The 20,649-nt window shown below is 49.2% G+C and carries 23 protein-coding genes, 1 pseudogene and 1 riboswitch; of the genes and pseudogenes, 2 read left to right on the top strand and 22 right to left on the bottom strand.

Annotation, left to right across the window (positions count from 1 at the left end):
- Positions 1–49: 49 nt before the first annotated feature.
- The 3 genes from QMD53_00600 to QMD53_00590 all read right to left on the bottom strand — a co-directional run bounded on the left by QMD53_00600 (position 50) and on the right by QMD53_00590 (position 2,865).
- A complete protein-coding gene (locus QMD53_00600) occupies positions 50–904 on the bottom strand; it encodes a DegV family protein (protein ID MDI6799178.1) in 855 nt (284 codons plus the stop codon).
- A gap of 75 nt (positions 905–979) precedes the next feature.
- Positions 980–2,503, bottom strand: coding sequence for a DAK2 domain-containing protein (locus QMD53_00595; protein MDI6799177.1), 1,524 nt, complete (start codon positions 2,501–2,503; stop codon positions 980–982).
- 11 nt (positions 2,504–2,514) lie between these two features.
- Positions 2,515–2,865: an Asp23/Gls24 family envelope stress response protein gene (locus QMD53_00590; protein MDI6799176.1), complete on the bottom strand. Its 351-nt coding sequence runs from the start codon at positions 2,863–2,865 to the stop codon at positions 2,515–2,517.
- Between the two features lie 127 nt (positions 2,866–2,992).
- On the opposite strand from QMD53_00590, the gene rpmB reads away from it, so the two are divergent.
- Positions 2,993–3,181: a 50S ribosomal protein L28 gene (gene rpmB / locus QMD53_00585; protein MDI6799175.1), complete on the top strand. Its 189-nt coding sequence runs from the start codon at positions 2,993–2,995 to the stop codon at positions 3,179–3,181.
- A gap of 66 nt (positions 3,182–3,247) precedes the next feature.
- Here the strand turns inward: rpmB and thiD are convergent, their stop codons facing one another.
- The 6 genes from thiD to QMD53_00555 form a co-directional block, all read right to left on the bottom strand.
- On the bottom strand, positions 3,248–4,030 hold the full coding sequence (thiD, locus tag QMD53_00580) for a bifunctional hydroxymethylpyrimidine kinase/phosphomethylpyrimidine kinase (protein ID MDI6799174.1): 783 nt from the start codon (positions 4,028–4,030) through the stop codon (positions 3,248–3,250).
- Between the two features lie 2 nt (positions 4,031–4,032).
- The gene (thiL, locus tag QMD53_00575; protein ID MDI6799173.1) at positions 4,033–5,025 is read right to left on the bottom strand and encodes a thiamine-phosphate kinase; all 993 of its coding nucleotides are present in this window, start codon (positions 5,023–5,025) and stop codon (positions 4,033–4,035) included.
- A gap of 24 nt (positions 5,026–5,049) precedes the next feature.
- Positions 5,050–6,330, bottom strand: coding sequence for a phosphomethylpyrimidine synthase ThiC (thiC, locus tag QMD53_00570; GenBank protein MDI6799172.1), 1,281 nt, complete (start codon positions 6,328–6,330; stop codon positions 5,050–5,052).
- Complete coding sequence (locus QMD53_00565) at positions 6,330–7,106, bottom strand: sulfide-dependent adenosine diphosphate thiazole synthase (protein MDI6799171.1); 777 nt, start codon at positions 7,104–7,106, stop codon at positions 6,330–6,332. Before QMD53_00565 ends, thiC begins: the two co-directional genes overlap by 1 nt.
- On the bottom strand, positions 7,103–7,774 hold the full coding sequence (gene thiE / locus QMD53_00560; protein MDI6799170.1) for a thiamine phosphate synthase: 672 nt from the start codon (positions 7,772–7,774) through the stop codon (positions 7,103–7,105). The genes QMD53_00565 and thiE overlap by 4 nt, the downstream gene beginning before the upstream one ends.
- Positions 7,774–7,884, bottom strand: a riboswitch (TPP riboswitch). It overlaps the preceding gene by 1 nt.
- Before the next feature lie 47 nt (positions 7,885–7,931).
- Positions 7,932–8,918: a peptidoglycan DD-metalloendopeptidase family protein gene (locus QMD53_00555; protein MDI6799169.1), complete on the bottom strand. Its 987-nt coding sequence runs from the start codon at positions 8,916–8,918 to the stop codon at positions 7,932–7,934.
- Between the two features lie 141 nt (positions 8,919–9,059).
- On the opposite strand from QMD53_00555, the gene QMD53_00550 reads away from it, so the two are divergent.
- Positions 9,060–10,673 (top strand): Na/Pi cotransporter family protein, encoded by a 1,614-nt coding sequence (locus QMD53_00550; protein ID MDI6799168.1) that lies wholly within the window; start codon positions 9,060–9,062, stop codon positions 10,671–10,673.
- A gap of 5 nt (positions 10,674–10,678) precedes the next feature.
- Here QMD53_00550 and hpt read toward each other — a convergent pair whose 3' ends face one another.
- The 13 genes and pseudogenes from hpt to QMD53_00485 form a co-directional block, all read right to left on the bottom strand.
- Positions 10,679–11,227, bottom strand: a complete 549-nt coding sequence (gene hpt / locus QMD53_00545) for a hypoxanthine phosphoribosyltransferase (protein MDI6799167.1) — start codon at positions 11,225–11,227, stop codon at positions 10,679–10,681.
- 37 nt (positions 11,228–11,264) lie between these two features.
- Positions 11,265–11,618, bottom strand: a complete 354-nt coding sequence (locus QMD53_00540; GenBank protein ID MDI6799166.1) for a hypothetical protein — start codon at positions 11,616–11,618, stop codon at positions 11,265–11,267.
- Positions 11,619–11,659: 41 nt separating this feature from the next.
- Positions 11,660–12,388, bottom strand: a complete 729-nt coding sequence (locus QMD53_00535) for a MerR family transcriptional regulator (protein ID MDI6799165.1) — start codon at positions 12,386–12,388, stop codon at positions 11,660–11,662.
- 31 nt (positions 12,389–12,419) lie between these two features.
- The gene (locus QMD53_00530) at positions 12,420–12,869 is read right to left on the bottom strand and encodes an FHA domain-containing protein (protein MDI6799164.1); all 450 of its coding nucleotides are present in this window, start codon (positions 12,867–12,869) and stop codon (positions 12,420–12,422) included.
- Positions 12,870–12,906: 37 nt separating this feature from the next.
- A complete protein-coding gene (locus QMD53_00525) occupies positions 12,907–13,155 on the bottom strand; it encodes a hypothetical protein (protein ID MDI6799163.1) in 249 nt (82 codons plus the stop codon).
- Between the two features lie 43 nt (positions 13,156–13,198).
- Entirely contained in the window at positions 13,199–14,455 is a 1,257-nt protein-coding gene (locus QMD53_00520) for a D-alanyl-D-alanine carboxypeptidase family protein (GenBank protein ID MDI6799162.1), read from the bottom strand.
- Positions 14,456–14,505: 50 nt separating this feature from the next.
- Complete coding sequence (locus QMD53_00515) at positions 14,506–14,937, bottom strand: ACT domain-containing protein (GenBank protein ID MDI6799161.1); 432 nt, start codon at positions 14,935–14,937, stop codon at positions 14,506–14,508.
- Positions 14,938–14,957: 20 nt separating this feature from the next.
- Positions 14,958–15,543: pseudogene (locus QMD53_00510) on the bottom strand (hypothetical protein).
- A gap of 13 nt (positions 15,544–15,556) precedes the next feature.
- Positions 15,557–17,368: a VanW family protein gene (locus QMD53_00505; GenBank protein ID MDI6799160.1), complete on the bottom strand. Its 1,812-nt coding sequence runs from the start codon at positions 17,366–17,368 to the stop codon at positions 15,557–15,559.
- Between the two features lie 25 nt (positions 17,369–17,393).
- Complete coding sequence (locus QMD53_00500) at positions 17,394–18,086, bottom strand: DUF881 domain-containing protein (GenBank protein ID MDI6799159.1); 693 nt, start codon at positions 18,084–18,086, stop codon at positions 17,394–17,396.
- Between the two features lie 2 nt (positions 18,087–18,088).
- Complete coding sequence (locus tag QMD53_00495) at positions 18,089–18,427, bottom strand: small basic family protein (protein MDI6799158.1); 339 nt, start codon at positions 18,425–18,427, stop codon at positions 18,089–18,091.
- A complete protein-coding gene (locus QMD53_00490; protein MDI6799157.1) occupies positions 18,424–19,164 on the bottom strand; it encodes a DUF881 domain-containing protein in 741 nt (246 codons plus the stop codon). The genes QMD53_00495 and QMD53_00490 overlap by 4 nt, the downstream gene beginning before the upstream one ends.
- A 66-nt stretch (positions 19,165–19,230) precedes the next feature.
- Complete coding sequence (locus QMD53_00485; GenBank protein MDI6799156.1) at positions 19,231–20,646, bottom strand: phosphoglucomutase/phosphomannomutase family protein; 1,416 nt, start codon at positions 20,644–20,646, stop codon at positions 19,231–19,233.
- Positions 20,647–20,649: the final 3 nt, after the last annotated feature.

Raw genomic sequence — 20,649 nt, 5'->3', positions numbered from 1 at the left:
CTTTAGGTTTAAAAAGTTGAGCAAAATAATTGATGCAAATCCCACTCATCTATGATTGGGGCTCCTGATAGAAAACGAGAGCGACCGCTCCGGGCCCAACGTATGTCCCTATAACCGGACCTATTTTGCCTTCTATGAAGCGGCTTGGTCTTAATTTTTCGGACTCGATGAGTCCCTTCAAGTATGAGATGTTTTCAAAGGCGTCGGCGTCGGCCAGCATGAGATAGTATGGTCTCAGCTGATCTATCTGGGACTTTAGCTCACTTACCATCTCAACCATAGCCTTCTTTGCTCCCTTCATCTTCTTGAAGGGAGTCACAACGCCATCCTCTAGGGTCAGAATGGGTTTGATATTCAAGAGGCTTCCGGCCAGGGCGTTCGCCTTTCCTATCCGGCCGCCGAGATGGAGGTATTTTAGGGTATCGACCATGAAAAGTATGGTTATGCCAGCCGCCGCGCGTTTGAGCATTTCTACTATCTCATCTGCACACTTGCCGTCATCTCTCGCCCTGACAGCGATATCAACCAGAAGTCCAGTGGCGAGCGACCCTTGGCGGCCATCTATGACCGAGACCTGGGCGGGCGCGCTTTCAGCGGCTATTTGAGCCGATTGAGTGGTCCCGCTTAAGGCTCCAGAGATATGGATGGAGATGATGCGATCGTGATTTTTGGAGAGCTCCTTAAAGACCTTTTCAAACTCCGCCACCGTCGGTTGAGAGGTCTTTGGAATTACCTCAGAGGCCTTAAGCTTTGCATAAAAGGCTTCCGGACCCATTTCCACCCAGTCCTTATAGAACTCCTTCTCAAAACGGACCGAAAGAGGAACCATCGTCACGTTATGCTCCAGGTAATAACCCTCGCCCAGGTCGGCCGTGCTATCGGTAACTATGGCAATCTGATCCATAAAGACCTCCTTTTAGCTTCACTCGACTCCGACTATAAGGTGATATAGCGGTTGACCGCCATCATGCGATTCGATCTATAAAGATTTATACCTCTTTGACGCCTCTCTTATAAGGACCTTTCTCTCCTTCTCCTTTATATCTTGGCCGAAAAGAATGATCATGCTCTCGCTATCCTCATCAACCATTTCATCGATCAGTGCGAGCGCCGTCTTCAAGAATGAGGAACCGACCACAGAGATCTCTTGATCTATCAGACCCAAGAAATTGCCCTTCTTTACAAGACATGCTGTCGTCTTGGCCTCCCTGACCGCCCGCGTCAACTCTCCCGTTCTAACGTCTAAGATGGAATCGGTCATCATGGCAAGATTCTCCTTGAGGCTTAGATTGGGATCGAATGAGAGCAGGGCTGAAAATGACTCGATAGCAGATTTTGTTGGAACCACCCCCGCCTCTTTTTCACACATGTCAGCGGCCCTTTCGGCTGCCAAAATTATGTTCTTATTGCCTGGCAAGATGATGATGGCAGAGTTATTCAAATCTTTAGCGGCGGCCAGAATATCCTTGACGCTGACGTTCATGGTCTGGCCGCCGCTTATAACGCAAAGAGCGCCAAGACTCATCAGTATCTTCTTTATCCCCTCTCCGCTGGAGATGGCAACTATCCCGATTTCGCCCGCTTCAGGCCCATGGAGGTCTGCTCTATCCTTCACCTCGCTCGCCATATTGTTTATCTTAACTTCTAGAAGCGTCCCGGCACTTGTGGCGATATTTAAGACGTCGCCGGGGCAATCGGTATGGATATGAACGTGAGCGAGTCCCTCTCTTCCGACCACAAGCAGGGAGTCGCCAAGACCCGCCAAAACATCTTCGAGCTCGGAAGCGTCCAGCCCCTCGGATTCGACTATGAGCTCGGTGCAGTAGGTAAAGGTCAGCGAGGTCTCTATGGCCGTACTCTTGGGAAGCCTTCGCCCTATCAGCTCTTCGTGCTCGGTCTCACCTTTTACGAAAGAGCTGACCGCGCTTGCCATGACCAAAAGGCCCCATCCTCCGGCGTCGACGACGCCTGCTTCCTTCAGGACGGGCAAAAGTTCTGGTCCTCTGGCAACCGACCTGCGGCCCGCTTCAATTATGAAATCGAGGAACGAATTGATATCATCGCCTTTGTGGTTGCGAGATGCCTTGGCCATGTCCTTGATTACGGTCAAAATGGTTCCCTCGGCAGGCTTCTTTATCGCTTTGAACGCCACCTTGGATGAATTCTCAAGGGCCCTTGAGATGAGGGCGGAATCTAGGTGTTCCGAGTCGGCCAGAACCTCACAAAAACCTTTGATTATTTGGGATAATATAACACCGGAGTTGCCCCTGCCCCCCATTAGAGAGGCCTCGATCATGGTCTTGTAGGCCGCTCCCTTGTCGGTCTCTTTTAGGACGAGAAGTCCCTCATAAACCGATTCCATGGTGTGGACCATGTTGCTGCCAGTATCTCCATCGGGCACGGGATAGACGTTTAAGAGGTTTACCTCTTCTTCGTGGCACCTTAGAGCGTTTAAGGCCGCTTCCACGATCTGCAAAATGGTCGCCTCTTTGCTATTTGCCATTGGGCTCCAAATCAGTCTCTTGATATATCTTTGAGGTGGATGTTTACCTCGCCGACGTCAACGCTCAAATACTTATCAAGCTCATATTCGATCCGATCTGCAAGGGCGCTTGCCACCTCTGAAGGGTTGACTCCCTCTTCAATGACGAGGTCAAGATCGATGATCACTTTGGATCCAACGGTTTTAGCTCGGATCCCCTTTTTAAAGAAGTCGGTGTTGAGCATCCCAAAGAACCCCTTAAACCACCTTAAAGGCGACGTCCCGTCCGCCCCATAGCTCTGTGAAATGATCGAATGGACCATATCCACTACCGCGTCGTTCGAGACGCTGATTCCTCCAAGAGGCACAATTTCATCATCCATTTTTCCCCACCAAGATCGTCAACTTCAAAAAAATTATAGCATAAGCCTTAAGCTTGGGCTGCTTTCTTGCATCCTTAACCTTTAAGTGTTAATATTTTTGCGGTAAAAATATGGATGGGAGATTTTGATGTCTGGGAAGTGTCAGGTTTGCGGCAAGGGCCCGCTTTTTGGAAAGAATGTGAGTCACTCACACAAGAAGACCTTAAAGGTCCAGAGAGCTAACGTTCAGACCATCAATGTCGTAGAGGGAAAGAGGACCAAAAAGGCCAGCGTCTGCACCAAATGCATAAAGGCTAACAAGGTAACCAAGGCCTAGATCGATTTTTTTTGAAAGAGAGCTCTTAAAAAGCCGGGTTTTTGCCCGGTTTTTTTATTGCGCCCCTTAGCGAATGAATGAAATCTGCGGGCGGCCTCGACCGATATGCAGAGCCGAGCGTATCTTATTTAAAGTGTTTTCTTTGGCCAGTTGAACCGCCTCAGCAACCTCCTTCCTATTGAGGAGGTTTACCGCAAGTGAGGTCGCAAAAATGCAACCGGTCCCCCGAACATCCTCTCCCCTCTCGATTCTTGGCAAGGCAAAGACGGCGTCTTGCTCGCCAAAAAGGTAGTCCAAGGCGTAATCCCCTTCGAGATGGCCACCTTTTACTAGAACCCACTTGGGACCAGATTCCAATATGATATCCGCCGCCCGCTTGATATCCGCTTGTGAGTCGATCTTTATCTTGGAAAGGGCCTCGGCTTCTTCAAGGTTTGGGGTGACTATGGTCGCCTTGGGGAAGAGGCGCTCTTTTAAAAAACCGATTCCGTCCTCGCTTAGAAGCTTGGTTCCGCTGGATGAGACAAGAACGGGATCGAGGACGAAGGGGATATCTAAAAGTCTCTCAAGGGTGGTTGAGAGGACCAATATGGCCTCTTTGGAGTGGAGCACCCCGCTCTTTACGGCGGCGATTCCGCCCTCTGAGAGGACTGCCTCCAGTTGAGCTTCTATGATTTCGGTATCGAGCTTTTGGATTGCAAAAACGCCCGTGCTGCTTTGGGCTATGACTGCAGTTACGACCGCGTAGGGAAAGGCGTTAAGCTCAGCCGCTATGAAGGAGTCGAGGACAACTCCCGCCCCGCCGCTTGGATCGGTTCCTCCGATCAATAGGATCTTTTTTACGTCCATCACTACTTCTTAAAGTGGTCGTAGCCGAATTTGATGGGAAATTTCTCGCCCTTAACTGTGATCAAGTTTACGCCTTCGGCCGATTCGACGATTTCGCCGATTACGTTCACATCTGTCTTGGTCTTCGCCTTGATGTCCTCGATGATCTCATCAGCAAGGTCTGAAGAAGCCGTAAAGACCAGCTCATAATCCTCCCCGCCATATAGGGCAAAGTCAATGACATTCTGATTATTTTCCTTTGAGAACCTTTTCAAGTTTTCGCTTATGGGAAGGAGGTCTTCAAAGAGAATGGCCCCAACGCCACTCTCTTTTGAGATGTGGTTTATCTCGCTGGCCAGCCCATCGCTGATGTCCTCAAGGGCGTTGATCCCGACCGATGCGGCCACAGTCGCCTCTTTGACCCTGGGGGTAGGCTTAATGTGTCTTAGGATCATCTCCTTGGGAGAATCAAGTCTATTCTTTAAGGCGAAAAGGCCGGCCGCGGAATTACCCAAAGTTCCGGTCACCAGAATCGCATCGCCAACTTTAGCCCCGCTTCTCCGCGTCAAGAGGGCGGGCTCAACCGTGCCGATAAGAGTGACGTTGATCGTGATAGCACCTGGCGAGCTCACCGTATCTCCGCCCAAAATTTTGAGATCGTATTCTTTGGCCGCCGTAAAGAGACCATCGTAAAGCTGATTTAAGAATTCAAGGTCGCAACCCTTGGTTAAACCCAATGAAACAAGGGCGTATGCTGGATTCCCGGCCATGGCTGCGATGTCGCTGACATTGACCAAGATGGCTTTGCGTCCAAGATCGAAGGGAGACATGAAGGAGAGATCGAAGTGAACGCCCTCGATGAGCATGTCGGTCGTCATGGCGATATATTTATCCTTTTTGGGTTCGATGACAGCCGCGTCATCTCCAAAAGAGATTATGACGTCATCAGAGTCTTTCGAGAATCTTGATGAAATCCGCTCTAGAAATCCGAGTTCTCCAATATCACCGATCAACATGGCGCTTCCCCCTCCCTGTCCAACTCATTCAAAATACGATTCAACGAGCTTTATGGCACAGAAATCTCCGCACATTGTGCAGGTTCCCTCCTGCTCTTGATTTCTCTCATCATAAAATTTGGCAGTCTTTTTCGGATTTATCGAGATATCGATCTCTGCCCTCCAATCGAGGGCCTTCCTCGCCTTTGCCATCTCTCTATCCCACTCTCTAGCTCCGGGTTGCCCTTTGGCCAGATCTGCTGCGTGAGCTGCGATCCTGGAGGCTATCACGCCCTCTTCAACATCTTCGACCGTCGGTAGCCCGAGATGCTCGCGGGGAGTAACGTAACAGAGATAGTCCGCTCCCAAAAATGCGGCGTAGGCCCCGCCTATCGCCGAGGTTATATGGTCATAGCCGGGAGCAATATCGGTGACCAGAGGACCGAGAACATAAAACGGTGCTCCCTTGCAGACCTCCTTTTGAAGCTGTATGTTTAGAGCGATCTGGTCTAAAGGAACGTGACCTGGCCCCTCCACCATGACTTGCACCTCGGCCTCCCTGGCTCTGTCGACGAGCTCGCCGAGGGTCAAGAGCTCTTGGATTTGGGGCCGGTCCGTCGCGTCATCTATGCAGCCCGGCCGGAGCCCGTCTCCCAAGCTCAAGGTGACATCGTATTCTTTGGCAATGGCCAAAACCTCATCGAACTCCTCGTAGAAAGGGTTCTCTTTCTCGTTATGAAGCATCCAGCCGATCGTAAAGACCCCGCCGCGGCTGACCACGTCCATCAGCCTCTTGTCCTTATCCAGGCTCTCTAGGGCCGAAAGGTTCAAACCGGCATGGATGGTAAAGAAGTCGACTCCATCTTTGGCCTGCTCCCTTAGGACCTCAAACATATGGTCTTTATCCATGGCCACAACCGTCTCAAACTTATCCATGGCTGATACAGCCGCCTGGTAGATGGGGACCGTGCCAAGAGGGATGGTTGATCTCTTTAAGATCTCCCTTCGAATCTGGTTTATATCGCCTCCGGTGCTAAGATCCATGACCGTATCCGACTTGGCTTCGATCACGGTTTCAAGCTTTTTAAGCTCTTCCTCGAGGGAGGGATATCCTTTGGACGTACCTATATTGGCATTAACTTTGGTCTTTAACCCCTCACCGATGCCGATCGGCTTAATGTGGCCTCGATCCTTATTCCTCGGTATAACCACCCGGCCCTGGGCGAGCCTTTTGAGTAAAAGGTCAAGCTCAACTCCCTCATCCTTGGCAACTTGAGCCACCTCGCCAGGGATATTGCCCGCTTTGACCTGTGAAATTATTGTCATTAATGCTCCACTCCCAGCTTTTCAAGGGCAATTTGAGCGGCCTTTTCACCAGAGAGCATCATGCCGCCGAAGATCGGCCCCATCCTGTGGCCTCCTGCCACCGCATTGGCTGCCATTCCAGAAACTATGAGCCCAGGATATACCTCTTTGGTGGTATCGAGAAGGATCCTCTCCCCCACATCCGCCCACATCGGTTTTTCGCCGTGTACTTTAAGCCTTTTGCCGGAGATCTTTTTTTCGACGATCCGGCAAACTTCGGCATCGTGTCCCGTTCCGTCTACGACCACTTTGGCGGCTATAGCCATGGGGTCTACATGCAGGTTTGCCATATTGACTGCCGTCCAATTTAAAACCAGGCCGACTACCTCGTCTTCTTCTCTTATCATCACGTCCTCGACGCTCATAAGGTTGAAAATCTTAACCCCAGCATCACAGGCTGCGCTTATCATCTTTCCGACCGTCTCGATGGCGTCGGCAAGGTAGTAGCCCGTGCCCCTCTCAATGTGTTTAATCTGAAAGTCCTCCAGAATCCGCCTGGCCTCCTCTTGCACGACTATCCTTGGAAACATCATGCCGCCACCCCAGATTCCGCCTCCCAGAGATAGTTTCTTCTCAAAAATCACCGTTTTAACACCTTTTTTTGCCAAGTAGGTAGCTGCAACCAGATTGGCAGGCCCGCCTCCCACAAGAGCCACATCGACCTCGGTCGAGTCTATGAATAACTCCAAAAACTCCTGCAAAATCGCCTTAGTTATATGAACTTCATTCAAACTCACTTCTCTTTGACCCCCTTGGTCTCTTTGATTAGCTTATTAATTCTTGCGATCGCCTCATCGATATCGGGTGCTCCGGCAATCAACGATATCATCGCAACGCCATCCGCTCCGGCCAGAAGAACCTCTTTGAGGTTGCCTTCATTTATTCCTCCAATGGCAACAATCGGTATCCTTATCCTTTTTTTTATCTCATATAGGGTAGCTGGGCCTAAGGGCGCAATCCTACACTTCTTGGTATCGGTCTGATAGATTGGGCCGAGGCCAATATAGTCGGCCCCCGCCTCCTCGGCCAAGAGGGCTGTTCTTAAGTCGATGCAGGAGGCTCCAATTATCTTTTTATCCCCAAGAAGCCGTCTTGCCCTTATAACCGGCATGTCTTCGTCTCCCACATGAACACCATCTGCGTCTATTGCAATGGCCGTATCCACCTGATCGTTGATTATCAGAGGGACATCGAATTCGTCGGTCAGGGTTTTGAGCTCTCTTGCGGTCTTCAAAATGACATCATTTGAAGCCTTCTTCTCTCTGAGCTGGATGACCGTTGCCCCGCCATTTAAAGCCGAGCGAACCAGCTCAACCTGGCTCAAAGTGGAAGAATTCATATTTTGCGTAACTACATAGAATGAAGGATCCATCTTGAAAAAAAATGTCCGCATGCCTGCGGACAAATCTTGAAATACCTCCTCCCTACGCCGGCATTATCCAGACAGGTTCAACGGGTCATCTTGCGCCTAGGGGGCGAAGAACTCTCAGCATTTAAGCTCCCCGGAAAATCATATTTGGTTGTTTAAATGATATGTCCTAACTAGCGCTCGGTCAACTGCGCTATCCGAGCGTTCTTAAATATGGGTAGGGATTTACCGGCCCGCCGCCTTTGGGATGGACCTCGAAGTGAAGGTGAGGGGTTCCTCCTTTGGCATTTCCTGTGCTTCCGACCGTTCCGATGACTTGGCCGCCCGTCACGTGGCCCGATGTGACCGCGTAGGCATTGAGGTGCATATAATAGAATAGATCGCCATTATCGCTCGTCAGATAGATCGTCTTCCCGCCATTTCGGCTGCTGGTCGCCCTAACCGTTCCACTTGCCACCGCATAAAGAGGCTGGCCCCTGGGAGCAAAGACGTCGGTTCCCCGATGACGGTGGCCCCTCCTTGGAGCACCCCAGGTGTCGCGGTAGGAATACATCTTGGCCACCGGAAAACAACTCATTTTGACGCCCTTGATAACCTTGTTACTGATGGTGGGCTTAGGACTTGTGAATATCTTTTTGGACAAGTTGAACTTCTCCGCCAGTTCTCCCCGCTTCTTTTTGAGCTTGAGCAGAAGCGCTTCCTCTTTTGCCTTCTTGACACTAAGCTCTTCCTTCTTGGCTTTAAGTTCGCGGCGCAGGGCTCTAGATTCGGTGATCATTCTGGCATCTTTTGCGCTTATGCGCTCCAGGATGTAGGCTCTGGATATGAAGTCATTGAAATCGGCAGACTCCAAGACAACGTCGAAGTAGGTCAGTTCCTCCTGCTTATACATGGCGATGAGCCTTGCCGTCAACTCTTTATCGCGCTTGGTGAGATCGGCCTCGATCACCTTTAGCCTCTTTGTGATATTGGCTTCGGCGATGGCTGTCTCTTCGTACTCGTCATAGGCCTTATCAAAGTCGGCAACTATCTTATTGAGTTCAGATTGTAGAGAGGATGCGCTCTTGCCCCGGCTTACGGCCGGTTCGGCAAGAACTGGTTGGCTTAGGATTGGAACGGTTAATATCGCGACCGTTAAGAGTGTGATGGATCTCTTGAAACGAATCTTGATCTCCCCCAAAATTGTCGATCAAAGAGATATTAGTATATGCAGCGTCCTTTCGCAACTTTATCTCTCCCCCTATCTATACGTCAAATTCGTCTTCAAAACCTTTCTTTGTGCTATAATTCACCCGTTATTGATGAGAAATTAGGAGACCTCGTGACAACAAGTATAACTATGAACCTTTTAGGAGGATTAGGCTTATTCATCTATGGCATGCAGGTTATGGGGGATGGCCTGCAGAAGATAGCCGGCGACAGAATGAGAAAGATCCTCGAGATATTGACCAAAAAGACCTGGATCGGAGCGATGGTTGGAGCCTTGGTGACCGCCATAATCCAGAGCAGCAGCGCGACCACGGTTATGCTGGTCGGCTTCGTAAATGCAGGACTCTTGAACTTGACTCAGGCAATCGGCGTCATAATGGGCGCCAATATCGGAACCACTATAACCGCCCAGATGATCGCCTTCCAAATCGATAAATATGCTCTTCCGGCTATCGGCGTCGGTTTTGCTCTCACCTTCTTTGCCAAGAGGAAGATATATAAGTTTTTAGGCCAGTCCATTTTAGGATTTGGCCTCTTATTTTTTGGTCTCTCCCTAATGAAGGAATCTGTTGTACCTTTAAGACAGAGCCAGACTCTACTAGATATAGTCAATCGCTTCGGAAGCAGACCGCTGCTTGGCGTTATGGCCGGCATGCTTTTCACGGCCGTGATACAGAGCAGCAGCGCGACAATGGGTCTGGTTATCGCATCAGCCGCTTCGGGCATCCTAAACATCAACTCCGCCATACCGATCGTCCTAGGCGCTGAGATCGGCACCTGCATCACGGCCATGATCGCAAGCATCGGTACTTCACTTGCTGCCCGAAGGGCCGCCGTGGCCCACCTTTTGTTCAACGTCTTTGGAACCGTCTTGTTCTTATCAATACTCCCCCTCTTCATAAAGGCAGCCATCTTGACCTCGAATAATATAGCAAGACAGATAGCAAATGCACAGACGTCGTTAAATATTATCTGTACCATGATAGGGCTTCCCCTTGTCGCCGCCTTCACCAAGATAGTAACCGTCCTTGTCCCAGGAGAGGATGTGGTGGTGGAGAGAGGGCCAATCTACTTGGATCAGCACCTTATGAGCACCCCGTCTGTCGCTTTGGGTCAAGCTTCCAAGGAATTGGCCAGAATGGCCCGCCTAACCATAGAGATGCTCGATTTTGCCTCACAGATCTTGTTTGAACCCAACAAGAAGATAAGGAGACAGGTGGAGCAGCGAGAAGAGGCCGTCGACAACCTCGCCAGCGAGATCACCAAATACTTGACCAAGATATCGCAGAGTTCGATGAGCCCGGAGCAGTCGAGAAGATTGACCATCCTTATGCATGTGGTAAACGATATTGAAAGAGCCGCTGACCACGCCGAAGACATAATGCAGATAGCCGATGAGAAGAATGATGAGAGGATACCCTTCTCAAAGGATGCCAATAATGAGATCAGGCAACTCTACTCCGATGTAAAGAGGATGTTTGAAAATATCGTCATCGCATTCGAGACCGATGATGCGGCCATGGCTAAAGAGTATCAGAACATTGAAGATCAGATCGATGAGATAGCCAGAAGAGCCCGCCGATGCCACCATGAAAGGCTCAAGCAAGGGGTCTGCCTTTCGCAAGCGGGAATCCTCTTTCTAGATATGGTCAATCATTATGAAAGAATCGGCGATCTTGCAAATAATATGGGATTTGCTACCCGCGGAGAGATAACCAAGCTCTAAGGGACCTACCCGAAATATACCTCTTTCTTTAGCACCCCGACGTATGGAAGATTGCGATATCTCTGACGATAGTCGAGCCCAAAGCCGACGAGAAAGAGATCGCCTACATCAAAGCCCTTATAGTCGATGGGTATATCGACTATCCTTCTGACCGATTTGTCGAGCAAGGTGCAGACCTTGAGACTGGCGGGCTTTCTGGCCTTAAGACTTGAGATTAGGTAATTCAAGGTGAGTCCGGTATCTATTATGTCCTCTACCAAAATTATGTCCCTATCCTCTATGCTCTCGTCGAGATCCTTTATGAGCTTTACGGCCCCCGTCTCCTGTGTGGAGGCCCCATAGCTAGATATCGCCAAGAAGTCTAGGTTTAGCGGTGCCTTGATCTCCATCATCAGTTCGGTCAGAAAGACGACGCCCCCCTTAAGTACGCTGACAAGAAGCGGAGTGCGATCGGAATAATCCGTCTCTATCTCATTTGCGATCGACTTTATTCTCTTCTTCAGCTCATCTTTGGTGATGAGTATCTCTTCAATATCGCCCTCATGATCCCGCATAAGCTTCTCCTTGAGGCTGACCGATTCCTGATATCTCCTATCTCATGCCGTGATCTGTCGGAAGTCCGTATTTGGCCATTAGGTTCTTGAAATCTTTTTGGTAGAAGATCTTGATATTTATCTCAGGATAGATATCTTTCAGCCTTTTTACCTTGTAGTTCTTCTTTGTAACGAGCCTCTGGTTCATGGTCGTAAGCTCAATAAAGAGGTTGAGGTCTGGGAGATAGAAGTCTGGGGTAAAGCTCTTTATGACGTTTCTCTTCTTATCCCACTCGATGGGAAATGTCTTCGGTTCATAAAGCCAATTGATCTTATAGAAGTCGAGTATTTTTGCGCACACCTTCTCACTGGGGTGAGAGAAGTTTATCTCTTCAGCTTGTGAAAAACCCAATTTGCAACCGCCCTCTTTGCCCGATGGAGCTATTTGCCTCGCTAAAGATCGACCGATCCTCTCCCGTCCTCCTCATTTCTTAAGAGATCGGCCCCATAGTTCGACTTGATCGATTTCTTGAGAAGAAGGTCCTTTAAATCCTGGGTCATCGTAATGAAGTTTGAGAAGTCGCCAAGGGCCCTCTTCCTTCCCTTATCTCCCTTTTGCATCATAGAGGAGGGGAATATCTGTTGGTAGAAGGAGAGCTCCCTCTCGATCGTGTTCTCCAGAAACCTTATATGGCGCGGCTCCATGCCGTAGTTTTCCAATTTTTTTACCAGCTTCATTATGGAGAGATCGATGGAGCCCAAGACATTGCCCTCCTCGGTCTCGACCGGCTGGATTATCTTATAATCTTTAAGGGTTTCGATCTCAGGATCAGATATATTCAAAGACTTGGCCGCTTTTTTCAGGCTCATCTCAGTATCGAAAGCCTTCTCGACCTTTGGATGAGTTCTGGGGTAATTTTCAGTTTTCAAAAAGACTTTAAGTTGAGACTTGATGACGCTTAAGGGAAGGAATTTCTCTTTTTGTAAGCGCAAAATGGTTCTTATTCTTTCGACATCTTTCGTGCTGAATTTCCTATAACCACCGCTCGTCCTCTTGGGATTAATTAACCCCTCTTCTTCAAGGTATCTTATCTTGCTGATCGAAAGTGCGGGAAATTCGCGCTTTAACTCCTCAACCACCTCTCCTATGGTTGCGTAATCCCTATCCGTCGATCCAAGCATCAATTTTCACACCTTCTGGGTAGATGACCATCTATGCCTTAAAGACCAATTTGAACCTGCCGATTTGAATCTCGTCCCCGCCATTTAAAAAGGTCTCTTCGACCAGGTCTTCGTTGACGTAAGTCCCGTTTAAGCTGCCCATATCACGCAGTATGAATCCATCGCTCTTTTTGGATATTTGGGCATGCTTTCTCGACACCGTTATGTCATCTAAAAAGATGTCGCTACCGAGATGTCTTCCTATCGACGTCTCCTCTTTATCGAGGGGAAATACCATCCCGATGGTCGGCCCCTTTTCTACAATCAGAGCTGGACCCTCAGTCTCTCCGCCCTGTTCCTCAGCCATTTTAATGCTTTCGAGCTCCACCGGTGAAAGATAACTCGTCTCGCCCGAAAGAGCAGTCCCCCGTGCATCCCGACCACATTTGGGACAGATATCGCCCTTGATCATCCCGCCATACCCGCATCTATTGCACGCCATATAAACCACCTTTGTAGGACTTGAAAAACAAGAGATTTTAGAGGCCCTCGGCCAAGATCTTGTTAATCTTATCGATATCAAGTTTGAGCGAAGATTCTCCCTTTGCCTTAACCCTTTCGGTAAGCTCCGCCCGGATAAGATCTATTCGACCATGCAAAATCCTGCGCTTCAAGGAGAGCTCCTCCTCCTCCTTGCAGAGGGCATCTAAAATGGCCCTCAGTTCTTCGGAGCTCTTGCTCGTGAGGTTGATCAGTTTATTATCTTTGAGGTCAGCTTCGTCAGTCACGTAAGCCTCCTTTAATCAGTTAGTATATAACAATTTGGGTGCCTTATCTAATAATTTGCTGCAAAAGAGAGGATGTCTTGGCAAAAAGGGCGGTGGCGGCATCCCATAGAATCCAGAAAAAACCCTTGTCTACATCGCTCGTAGCCACTAGGTCCACTGAAGTCAAATCGTCATCTTCATTTCCAAGTATCAATTCGCCAACCTTCTCTCCCCGCTTGATGCCCCTGTTTGGATAGCTAAGTACTATCGATTTCTTGAAGGTCAACCTCTCACCCTCGGCCATCAGCATGACAACCTCTTTGGCAGGCCTCATCGTTAAGCTGCTTAGAGGCCTGCCCCAGATAGATATGGCCTCAAACTCTTCACCCACGGTTAAGACCGTCTTTGGATCGAAATTAGCAAAACCATAATTGAGTACCACTTCGGAATCGAGGTAGCACTCTTCGCTGCCTATCGAGTTTAAGACCACGGCTATCAACTTTTTATCGCCCTTGACGGCCGAGGAGACGAGGCAATGACCGGCCTCTTTGGTATACCCCGTCTTGACCCCGGTTACATACTCGTACTTAAGCAGAAGCTTATTATGGTTCGTGAGCGATCTTGGAAACGTATTGCTAGGCCAGGGGATGGTGCAGGATTTGGTCGCGACCATCTGAGCAAAGGTTTCATTCTGAAGGGCGTATCTTGCAATTAGGCCAAGATCGTAGGCCGTCGATTTATGGCCAGCCTCTTCGAGGCCTGTTGGATTCCTAAAGACGGTATCTTTGGCCCCTATCTCAACGGCCTTTTCATTCATCTGGGCCACGAAATCCTTGACGCTGCCGGAGGTATGCTCGGCCAGAGCTACTGCCGAATCATTTCCCGATTTGAGCAGCGTCCCCAAAAGGAGGTTTCTTACCGTGATCATCTCTCCGGGTTCGAGATATATCTCGGCCTCTCCGGCTGCGGCCGCTTGAGGGCTGGTGATAGCGATATCTTCAAGGTTGCTATTCTCTATGGCCAGGATCGCAGTCATCATCTTGGTGGTGCTTGCAACCGGACGCTGGACCATAGAGTTCTTTTCCCAGAGCGTTCGGCCGGTCTTGGCATCAATCAATATGGCCGATGAAGCAGTTATAATCGGCGGCGGCGAGGCAAAAACCAAGCTTGGGATGAGAAGAGCGAGAGTTAGAATGATGACGAAAAGGTCGCAGGGCCATTTAATCCGTTTTGATCTCGCTGCCCTAGCCTCTTTGAGCTTTTTATCTCGCCTCGTTAAACGGCGCGCAAGCCGCAAGCGCTGAATCTTTTCTGTGATCATAAGCGGGAATTAACCTTCATAAACTTATTTGTGGAAATGATAAAACAACCTTACATATTGTATAGGTCTTCGGGTTTGATCAGCGAGACGGCCGCCTCTTTCAGGAACTTAGCTGCCTTTTCGGCGTCCTCAACTCTGAGTATCAAGATTGCTGACTCGGACTTCTTCTCGAGAAAACAATAAATATATTCCACATTGATATTGCCGACCTTCAAGACCTCAAGAACCCTTGCAAGGCCACCCGGTTCATCCGAAACCTCGATCGCTATTACGTCGGTCTCAGTAACGGTAAACCCCTTCGATTTTAGGACGTCATGAGCCCTATCTGGTTCATTGACTATCATCCTTAAGACCCCATAATCCGCGGTATCCGCAACTGAGAGAGCCCTTATGTTTATGCCGCTTTCACCCAATATCTTTGTCGCCTCAGCCAGACGCCCCCACTTGTTCTCCAAGAAGACCGAAATCTGTTTAGCCTTCATTTCTGACCCCCTTTTATCGATCAAATCTTTCCTAGGTCGACTACCCTTTTGGCCTTGCCCTCGCTCCGCTCGATGGTCTTTGGCTCAACCAGCTTGACGATGACTGAGACGCTTAGAGCGCTCTCCATTGCCTCTTGTGTCCGCCTCTCTAAGGCTTCGAGTTGTTTGACCTCATCGGAGAATAGTTCGTCTGAAACCTCGACTTAAGCGACGATGATATCTAGGTTGTTCTCGCGTTTTATGAGTATCTGGTAATGCGGCTCAGTCCCCTCGATATCCATTAGGACGCTCTCTATTGGTATATCCGACCACTGTGGCCTGTCCGGTCGTGCCCGATGATGAATGTATTCTTACGATATCTCGCATCGGGGCCGCAAATAGCCTGAAGGGATAGTCTCTTCTTAAGTCATCTTTTGTGGTAAAGGGGAGGCTTGAGAGATTGCTTAAGCTCTTAACATCATCGATGTTTACGCCGCTATCCTTGAAGGAATTTCTGTAAAATTCAACACTTGAATCTACTCTCTTTAAAGTCACTTTTAACCTATCCAGTTGGATGGATTTGATTTCTTCTCTTGGCATACATTCTAAGTCTGGGTTCCAAATCATAAACCATCCCCCTTTAAAGATTTTCCGCCGGATCGACTGTCTGTTGAGCGGAAGTATCTGGAGTGACCCCCTTGGTGCCCACCCTCACTACAGCATTCTTGGGACTATAGCGGCTAAAGAACTTATCCTCTAAGATTGTCTTGCCACCCCTCATGACAGTCCTGTAGACAGTCACGTCAAAGCCGCTTATTCCAGCCTCCTCAACTACCCTCTGACCCGCGGGCAAGTTCGGGTCCTCGGTTACATCTTCGCCATATGTTCTGGGATTGCTCCTGGGCGTAGTGGTATAGGAGACCTGGGTATCATAATCGGTGCTGAAGAAGGCGACCGTTATCGAAGTCGCTGTGTAGGATGTCTTTATGAGCACGTGGGCTTCGGTGTCGTTCTTGAACTTAAAATCCTTGTCTCCGTAGGATACCGTGGCATCCCTTCCAATCGGATACTTGCTTATATAAAAGCTATGGTTTATTCGTTCCACAATCGGATAGCCGGCAAAAAATGCCGTGTTACAGATGGTCGTTCCAACCTGACATACCCCGCCACCGATTGTGGGGACCAGTTTGCCGCCGACAATCGTCGGAGCTTCTTTGTAGCCCTTGGCAGCCGTCCTTGGGCCAATGGTTTCATTGAAGGAGAATACCTCGCCAGGAGCGACAATGGTGCCATCCAGGGCATCAGCCAACAGATGGATATTGCTTATTCTGGGTGGGTTATTTGCCGGGTAATTGGTGGTGAATTTTGACACCATCTCTTCGATGGCCATCTTTTTAGCTTCCCCGCTTGTAAGCTTGGGCTCAATCTCACCTATTTCGAGCATGATCTCTCTTGGGGGCAGACCCCTAAAAGACTCCTCGATATCACCGATGCAGGCCAGATAGTCTATTCCAATGCCCATGGATCCCGGCATGACGGTAACTTTCGTGCCGTCGATCTGAAAGGTGGCATCCTTCGGTTTTTCGCCCTCATAAACGAACTTCGCATCGAGAATATCGCGGAGCTTATCCTCGTCCACTCCAAGCTTGATCGAATATCCGCCCTTACCCTTGGCCTCGTCGACAAACTCCTTAAATATCAGGACGTCCTTAAGCGAATCGCCCCTTAAGGTGAGTTTCTGATCCTCAAATCTCAAGGTGAGGGGGTCCTTTAATATCCTAAGAAAGTCTTCTTTAACCGTAAAAAGTTCGGCCTCGGTCACGAAGGGTTTTGAATCGATCTTGGGAAGGAGCATCTCTCTTTTACCGCTCAGGTAGACCATGTCTAAAAGCATTGTTTTAAATCTATTCTCATCGACGACTATGCCGAGCGCACTTTTGGAGATATCGATATCGGAACCGTCCAGGGTGATCGTAGCATTTACCGGTTCTATATTTACCTCATTTTCTATCGAGTTGATGAAGGCATTCAGCCTGTCCTCATCATAAGATGGTTTCAAAGCAACGTTATAAGGTCTGACCCAAGCTAAAAAGCGATCCTTTATGACCGCTATGAGGCCGCCCTTTCGTCCATATGCCAGGGCCTCCTCTATGGACTCATCGAGATCAGGCATGGCCTCGATCTCATCTGGCGTCACCTGCCAGACCCCTTTCTCTCCCTTGATGATGATCGGTTTTTTCTGGAGGCTCTCTAGGCTCCCCTCTATCTTTTGCCTAGCCTCTTCTTCATCAAGCAGCCCAACGGAGATGCCGCCTATTTTGACTCCGTGACGAATCTTTCCGTTTGTGGCGGCGGCATCCGCTGCTATCGGCAGGGTGATTAGAAGCGCACAGACCAGAGCCGCATAGATTGTTGCCTTTCCTTCGGTCTTAAAAAAATTTCTTATCTCCATCTAAGGCTACAGCTCTTCCTTTCAATTATCCTTTTATTGAGGGGATGGCAATCTCGGCCCGCTTGTGGGCCTCAAAAGTTACTCCCTCATATGAATTGAAAGTATACTTTATTCCCCCGAGCATTCCAACAACCTGGAGCAGGGTCTCCTGGTCGCCGATTGCTTCAACATGAAATGGGGCCGAAGTCATCTTGCCGCCTATCAATATTCCTCCATCCAAATCATCGGCAAAAGCCGTGCTGGCGACTATTCTGATATCGTTTATGGCAATCGCCTCAGAACTGCCCGATTTGATCTCGTTCACCAGCTCGGCAAGATCATAGGAGTTGAGAACGGAAAGTTTATCCTCGATGTCAATCTCAATGCCGCTCCCATAAACATCCACTGAGCCGACAAATTTCTTCAAGCTCTTAAGATTGGCTGCGGCTTCTTCAAGTATCACGTTATTGTCCGCCCTGGAGTCTTCGTACTTGAGAAGCCTTAGCTCAAGATCTCTCTCCTCTTTGGCGAGGGCTCTGACCTCAAAATCAAGATCGCGTATGATCTCACCAAGATTCTGCTTCGACTCCGACGAGAGATTTTCGGCCACATTCTGCTGCACTCTTAGCTGCGTTGCCAGCAAGAAGCCGGTTATCAGCGCGACTATGGTTGCAATGACCGTCATCCTTCTGAATTGGATTAGATCCTTGGGACCGCTTAACTTGAAGATGCCCCTCATCTTCACTCCCAATTCTTAAAGATTTTGCGTCTGATGACCGCAAGGTTCTGAAACAGGCGCACCCCAAAGGCGACTATGGCCGCGTAGTAGAGGGGCTCGATCCCCATCCGATCGCCCAAATAGACGATGAAGGCAGCAAGGATCGTATTTGTAAAAAAGCCGGATATGAACAATTTGTCGTTGAACTCATTGTGGAGACTAGCTTTTATACCGCCAAATGCGCTGTCTAGAGCCGCCAAAGTGGCCACCCCAAGATACTTTATGTAGGCGGCCGGGACCGCGATCTTTAGAGTAAGACCCAAAAATATACCGACTAAAAGACCGAAAAATGGCAGCATCAGCTCTCACCCTTCGTTTTGGCATGTTCCAATAAAAGGCGGCCTTTATAGGCGGGCAAGGTGATCTTAGCCCGCCTCTTTACATTAACCAAGAGTCCGAATGACTCTGCATAGTCCTTTGATAGCTGGCTGAAAGCGAGATCTAGCTCAAGTGATTCCTTGAGCCTTTGTGGGTCGCCTACCGCAAAGATGGTGTAGGGAGTGGAGATTCGAGTGGAGTTTACCATTATGGTACTGCCGGCGCAGCGGATGGAACTTGTGGCGACCAATCTCTCGTCATTGATGGCAATTCCTTTGGGATTCCCCTTCAAAAGAGCGTTAACTGCTGTCCTAAGGTCATAATCATGGATGATGTAATTATTGGGATTCTCATACTCGGGAAAACTCGGGCTATCGGCCAGAGTTATTTCAAGACCACTGCCGCTCACAAGGGTCAGACCGGCCGCCTCCTTTAGGTCTTCGCTCTCCTTGCTGAAAGTGGCCAGACTTCCCCCTGTGGCCGCAGCCTCTCTCTCATAGGTCTCTACCTTATCTCTGAGATTTATAATATTGGCCTTGAAGACCTCTTTCTCCTTTTCCAGCTCCTTTATGGAGTCCAATAGAGTCTGCTTACGATAATCGGGAAGGCCTCTTTTGAAAGCTTCTTGGGAATAGAAGGAGGTCGAGATGAGAAGGCCTAGTAGAAAGAAGCCTACTATTAATGAGAGTTTCGCTTTTTCTTCTCTTATGTTTATTTTCAATTCCAAAGACCACTTTTTTAAAAAATATTAGCGCAAGAAAAGATATTTAGCAAATTTTAAACCGCATCAGGCTTTGAATATCTTAGCAGCTGCGCCTCTTAACTTATTATACGAATCTATAAACCTGCTTTCAATATAGATTCTAACCAGTGGCTCAGTCCCGGACGCCCTAAGGAGAACCCAAGACCCATCTTCCATGATGAGTTTTATGCCGTCCAAGAGTATGACTTTTTCTACTTTTTGGCCCGCAAATTCCTTTGTCGGACTCGATTTGAGCTCTTCGAGTATGGAGTGGATCTCGCCCCTGTCCATACAAAGATCGAGCCGAGCATTATTGAAGACTCCAAATTCATCGTGGACCTCTTCTATGATCTTGGAGAGCGGCTTACCCCTCTTTGCCAAGAGCTCGAGAATCAAGAGGCAAGCCAGAAGGCCGTCCTTTTCGGGGATGTGGCCTTGAATGCTTAAGCCCCCACTCTCCTCGCCGCCGATGAGCACATCGCCTTTAAGCATCTCGGCGGCGATATATTTGAAACCGACCGGGGTCTCTGTGACCTCTGCCCCCTCTCTCTTGGCCATCTCATCAATAAGGTGGGTGGTCGCAACGGTCCTGACTATCCGCCCCCTCATGTGGCGATAACGAAGAAGGTGAAGGGTTAAGATGGATAGAACCTGGTTTGCTGAGATGAATGAGGCATCATCGGCGATTATCCCATAGCGGTCGCCGTCGCCGTCTAAAGCCAGTCCCACATCCAGGCCGTTATCCTTAACCAGAGATATCAGTTCTTGAAGGTTTTCAGCTGATGGTTCGGGAAGCCTTAAGCCGAATAGGGGATCTCTCTCTTCGTGGATTGAGGTGAGCTTTGAGCCAGTCATCTCAAGGAGGCGCTTCATTGGACCTGCTCCGGCTCCGAACATGGGATCGAAGGCCAATCTCAGTCCGCTCTTCTTGATGGTCTTAAGATCGATGAGACCGGCTATGTGTTCGATGTATTGGGTGGTCGTATCGATGGTCGAATAGAGCTCTGGCCCCTTCTCTTCTTTTAGAAAGACCTCCCCGCTCAAGGCGACCTTGTCCAGCTCTTCCTCGATGGATTTAGTAATTTCTGGGCTGGCCGGACCGGCATAATCGGGAATGAACTTTATCCCGTTATATTTGGCCGGGTTGTGACTTGCCGTAAACATCAGGGCTCCATCTGCCTTAAGGAGTGTTATTGCATGGGCCACCATGGGCGTCGGAGCGGGCTCGCCCATAACCTTGACGGGTATCGAGTTACCCATGAGGACGGATGCAGCCACCGAGGCGAATTCCTCGGAGAGAAAGCGCCTGTCGTAACCGATAACGATGCCCCTTTCGCCTCGGCCCTCGCCCTTCAAGTAATTGGCAATGGCCCAAACGACTAGCCTCACGTTTTCGAAGGTGAACTCATCGCACATGACGGCTCTCCAACCGTCTGTGCCAAACTTAATGGTTTTACTCACTAA

It is taken from the genome of Actinomycetota bacterium (genome assembly GCA_030017835.1).
In the GTDB taxonomy this organism is placed as follows: domain Bacteria; phylum Actinomycetota; class Aquicultoria; order UBA3085; family Oleimmundimicrobiaceae; genus Yes70-04.
Note: the sequence above shows the minus strand (reverse complement) of the source record. Positions and strands in the feature narration are given on the sequence as shown.

Bases quoted from the DNA above. Each gene is read 5' to 3' on its own strand.
- QMD53_00600 (MDI6799178.1), bottom strand. From the start codon at position 904: ATGGATCAGATTGCCATAGTTACCGATAGCACGGCCGACCTGGGCGAG.
- QMD53_00595 (MDI6799177.1), bottom strand. From the start codon at position 2,503: ATGGCAAATAGCAAAGAGGCGACCATTTTGCAGATCGTGGAAGCGGCC.
- QMD53_00590 (MDI6799176.1), bottom strand. From the start codon at position 2,865: ATGGATGATGAAATTGTGCCTCTTGGAGGAATCAGCGTCTCGAACGAC.
- rpmB (MDI6799175.1), top strand. From the start codon at position 2,993: ATGTCTGGGAAGTGTCAGGTTTGCGGCAAGGGCCCGCTTTTTGGAAAG.
- thiD (MDI6799174.1), bottom strand. From the start codon at position 4,030: ATGGACGTAAAAAAGATCCTATTGATCGGAGGAACCGATCCAAGCGGC.
- thiL (MDI6799173.1), bottom strand. From the start codon at position 5,025: ATGTTGATCGGTGATATTGGAGAACTCGGATTTCTAGAGCGGATTTCA.
- thiC (MDI6799172.1), bottom strand. From the start codon at position 6,330: ATGACAATAATTTCACAGGTCAAAGCGGGCAATATCCCTGGCGAGGTG.
- hpt (MDI6799167.1), bottom strand. From the start codon at position 11,227: ATGCGGGATCATGAGGGCGATATTGAAGAGATACTCATCACCAAAGAT.
- QMD53_00535 (MDI6799165.1), bottom strand. From the start codon at position 12,388: ATGCTTGGATCGACGGATAGGGATTACGCAACCATAGGAGAGGTGGTT.
- QMD53_00530 (MDI6799164.1), bottom strand. From the start codon at position 12,869: ATGGCGTGCAATAGATGCGGGTATGGCGGGATGATCAAGGGCGATATC.
- QMD53_00520 (MDI6799162.1), bottom strand. From the start codon at position 14,455: ATGATCACAGAAAAGATTCAGCGCTTGCGGCTTGCGCGCCGTTTAACG.
- QMD53_00515 (MDI6799161.1), bottom strand. From the start codon at position 14,937: ATGAAGGCTAAACAGATTTCGGTCTTCTTGGAGAACAAGTGGGGGCGT.
- QMD53_00505 (MDI6799160.1), bottom strand. From the start codon at position 17,368: ATGGAGATAAGAAATTTTTTTAAGACCGAAGGAAAGGCAACAATCTAT.
- QMD53_00500 (MDI6799159.1), bottom strand. From the start codon at position 18,086: ATGAGGGGCATCTTCAAGTTAAGCGGTCCCAAGGATCTAATCCAATTC.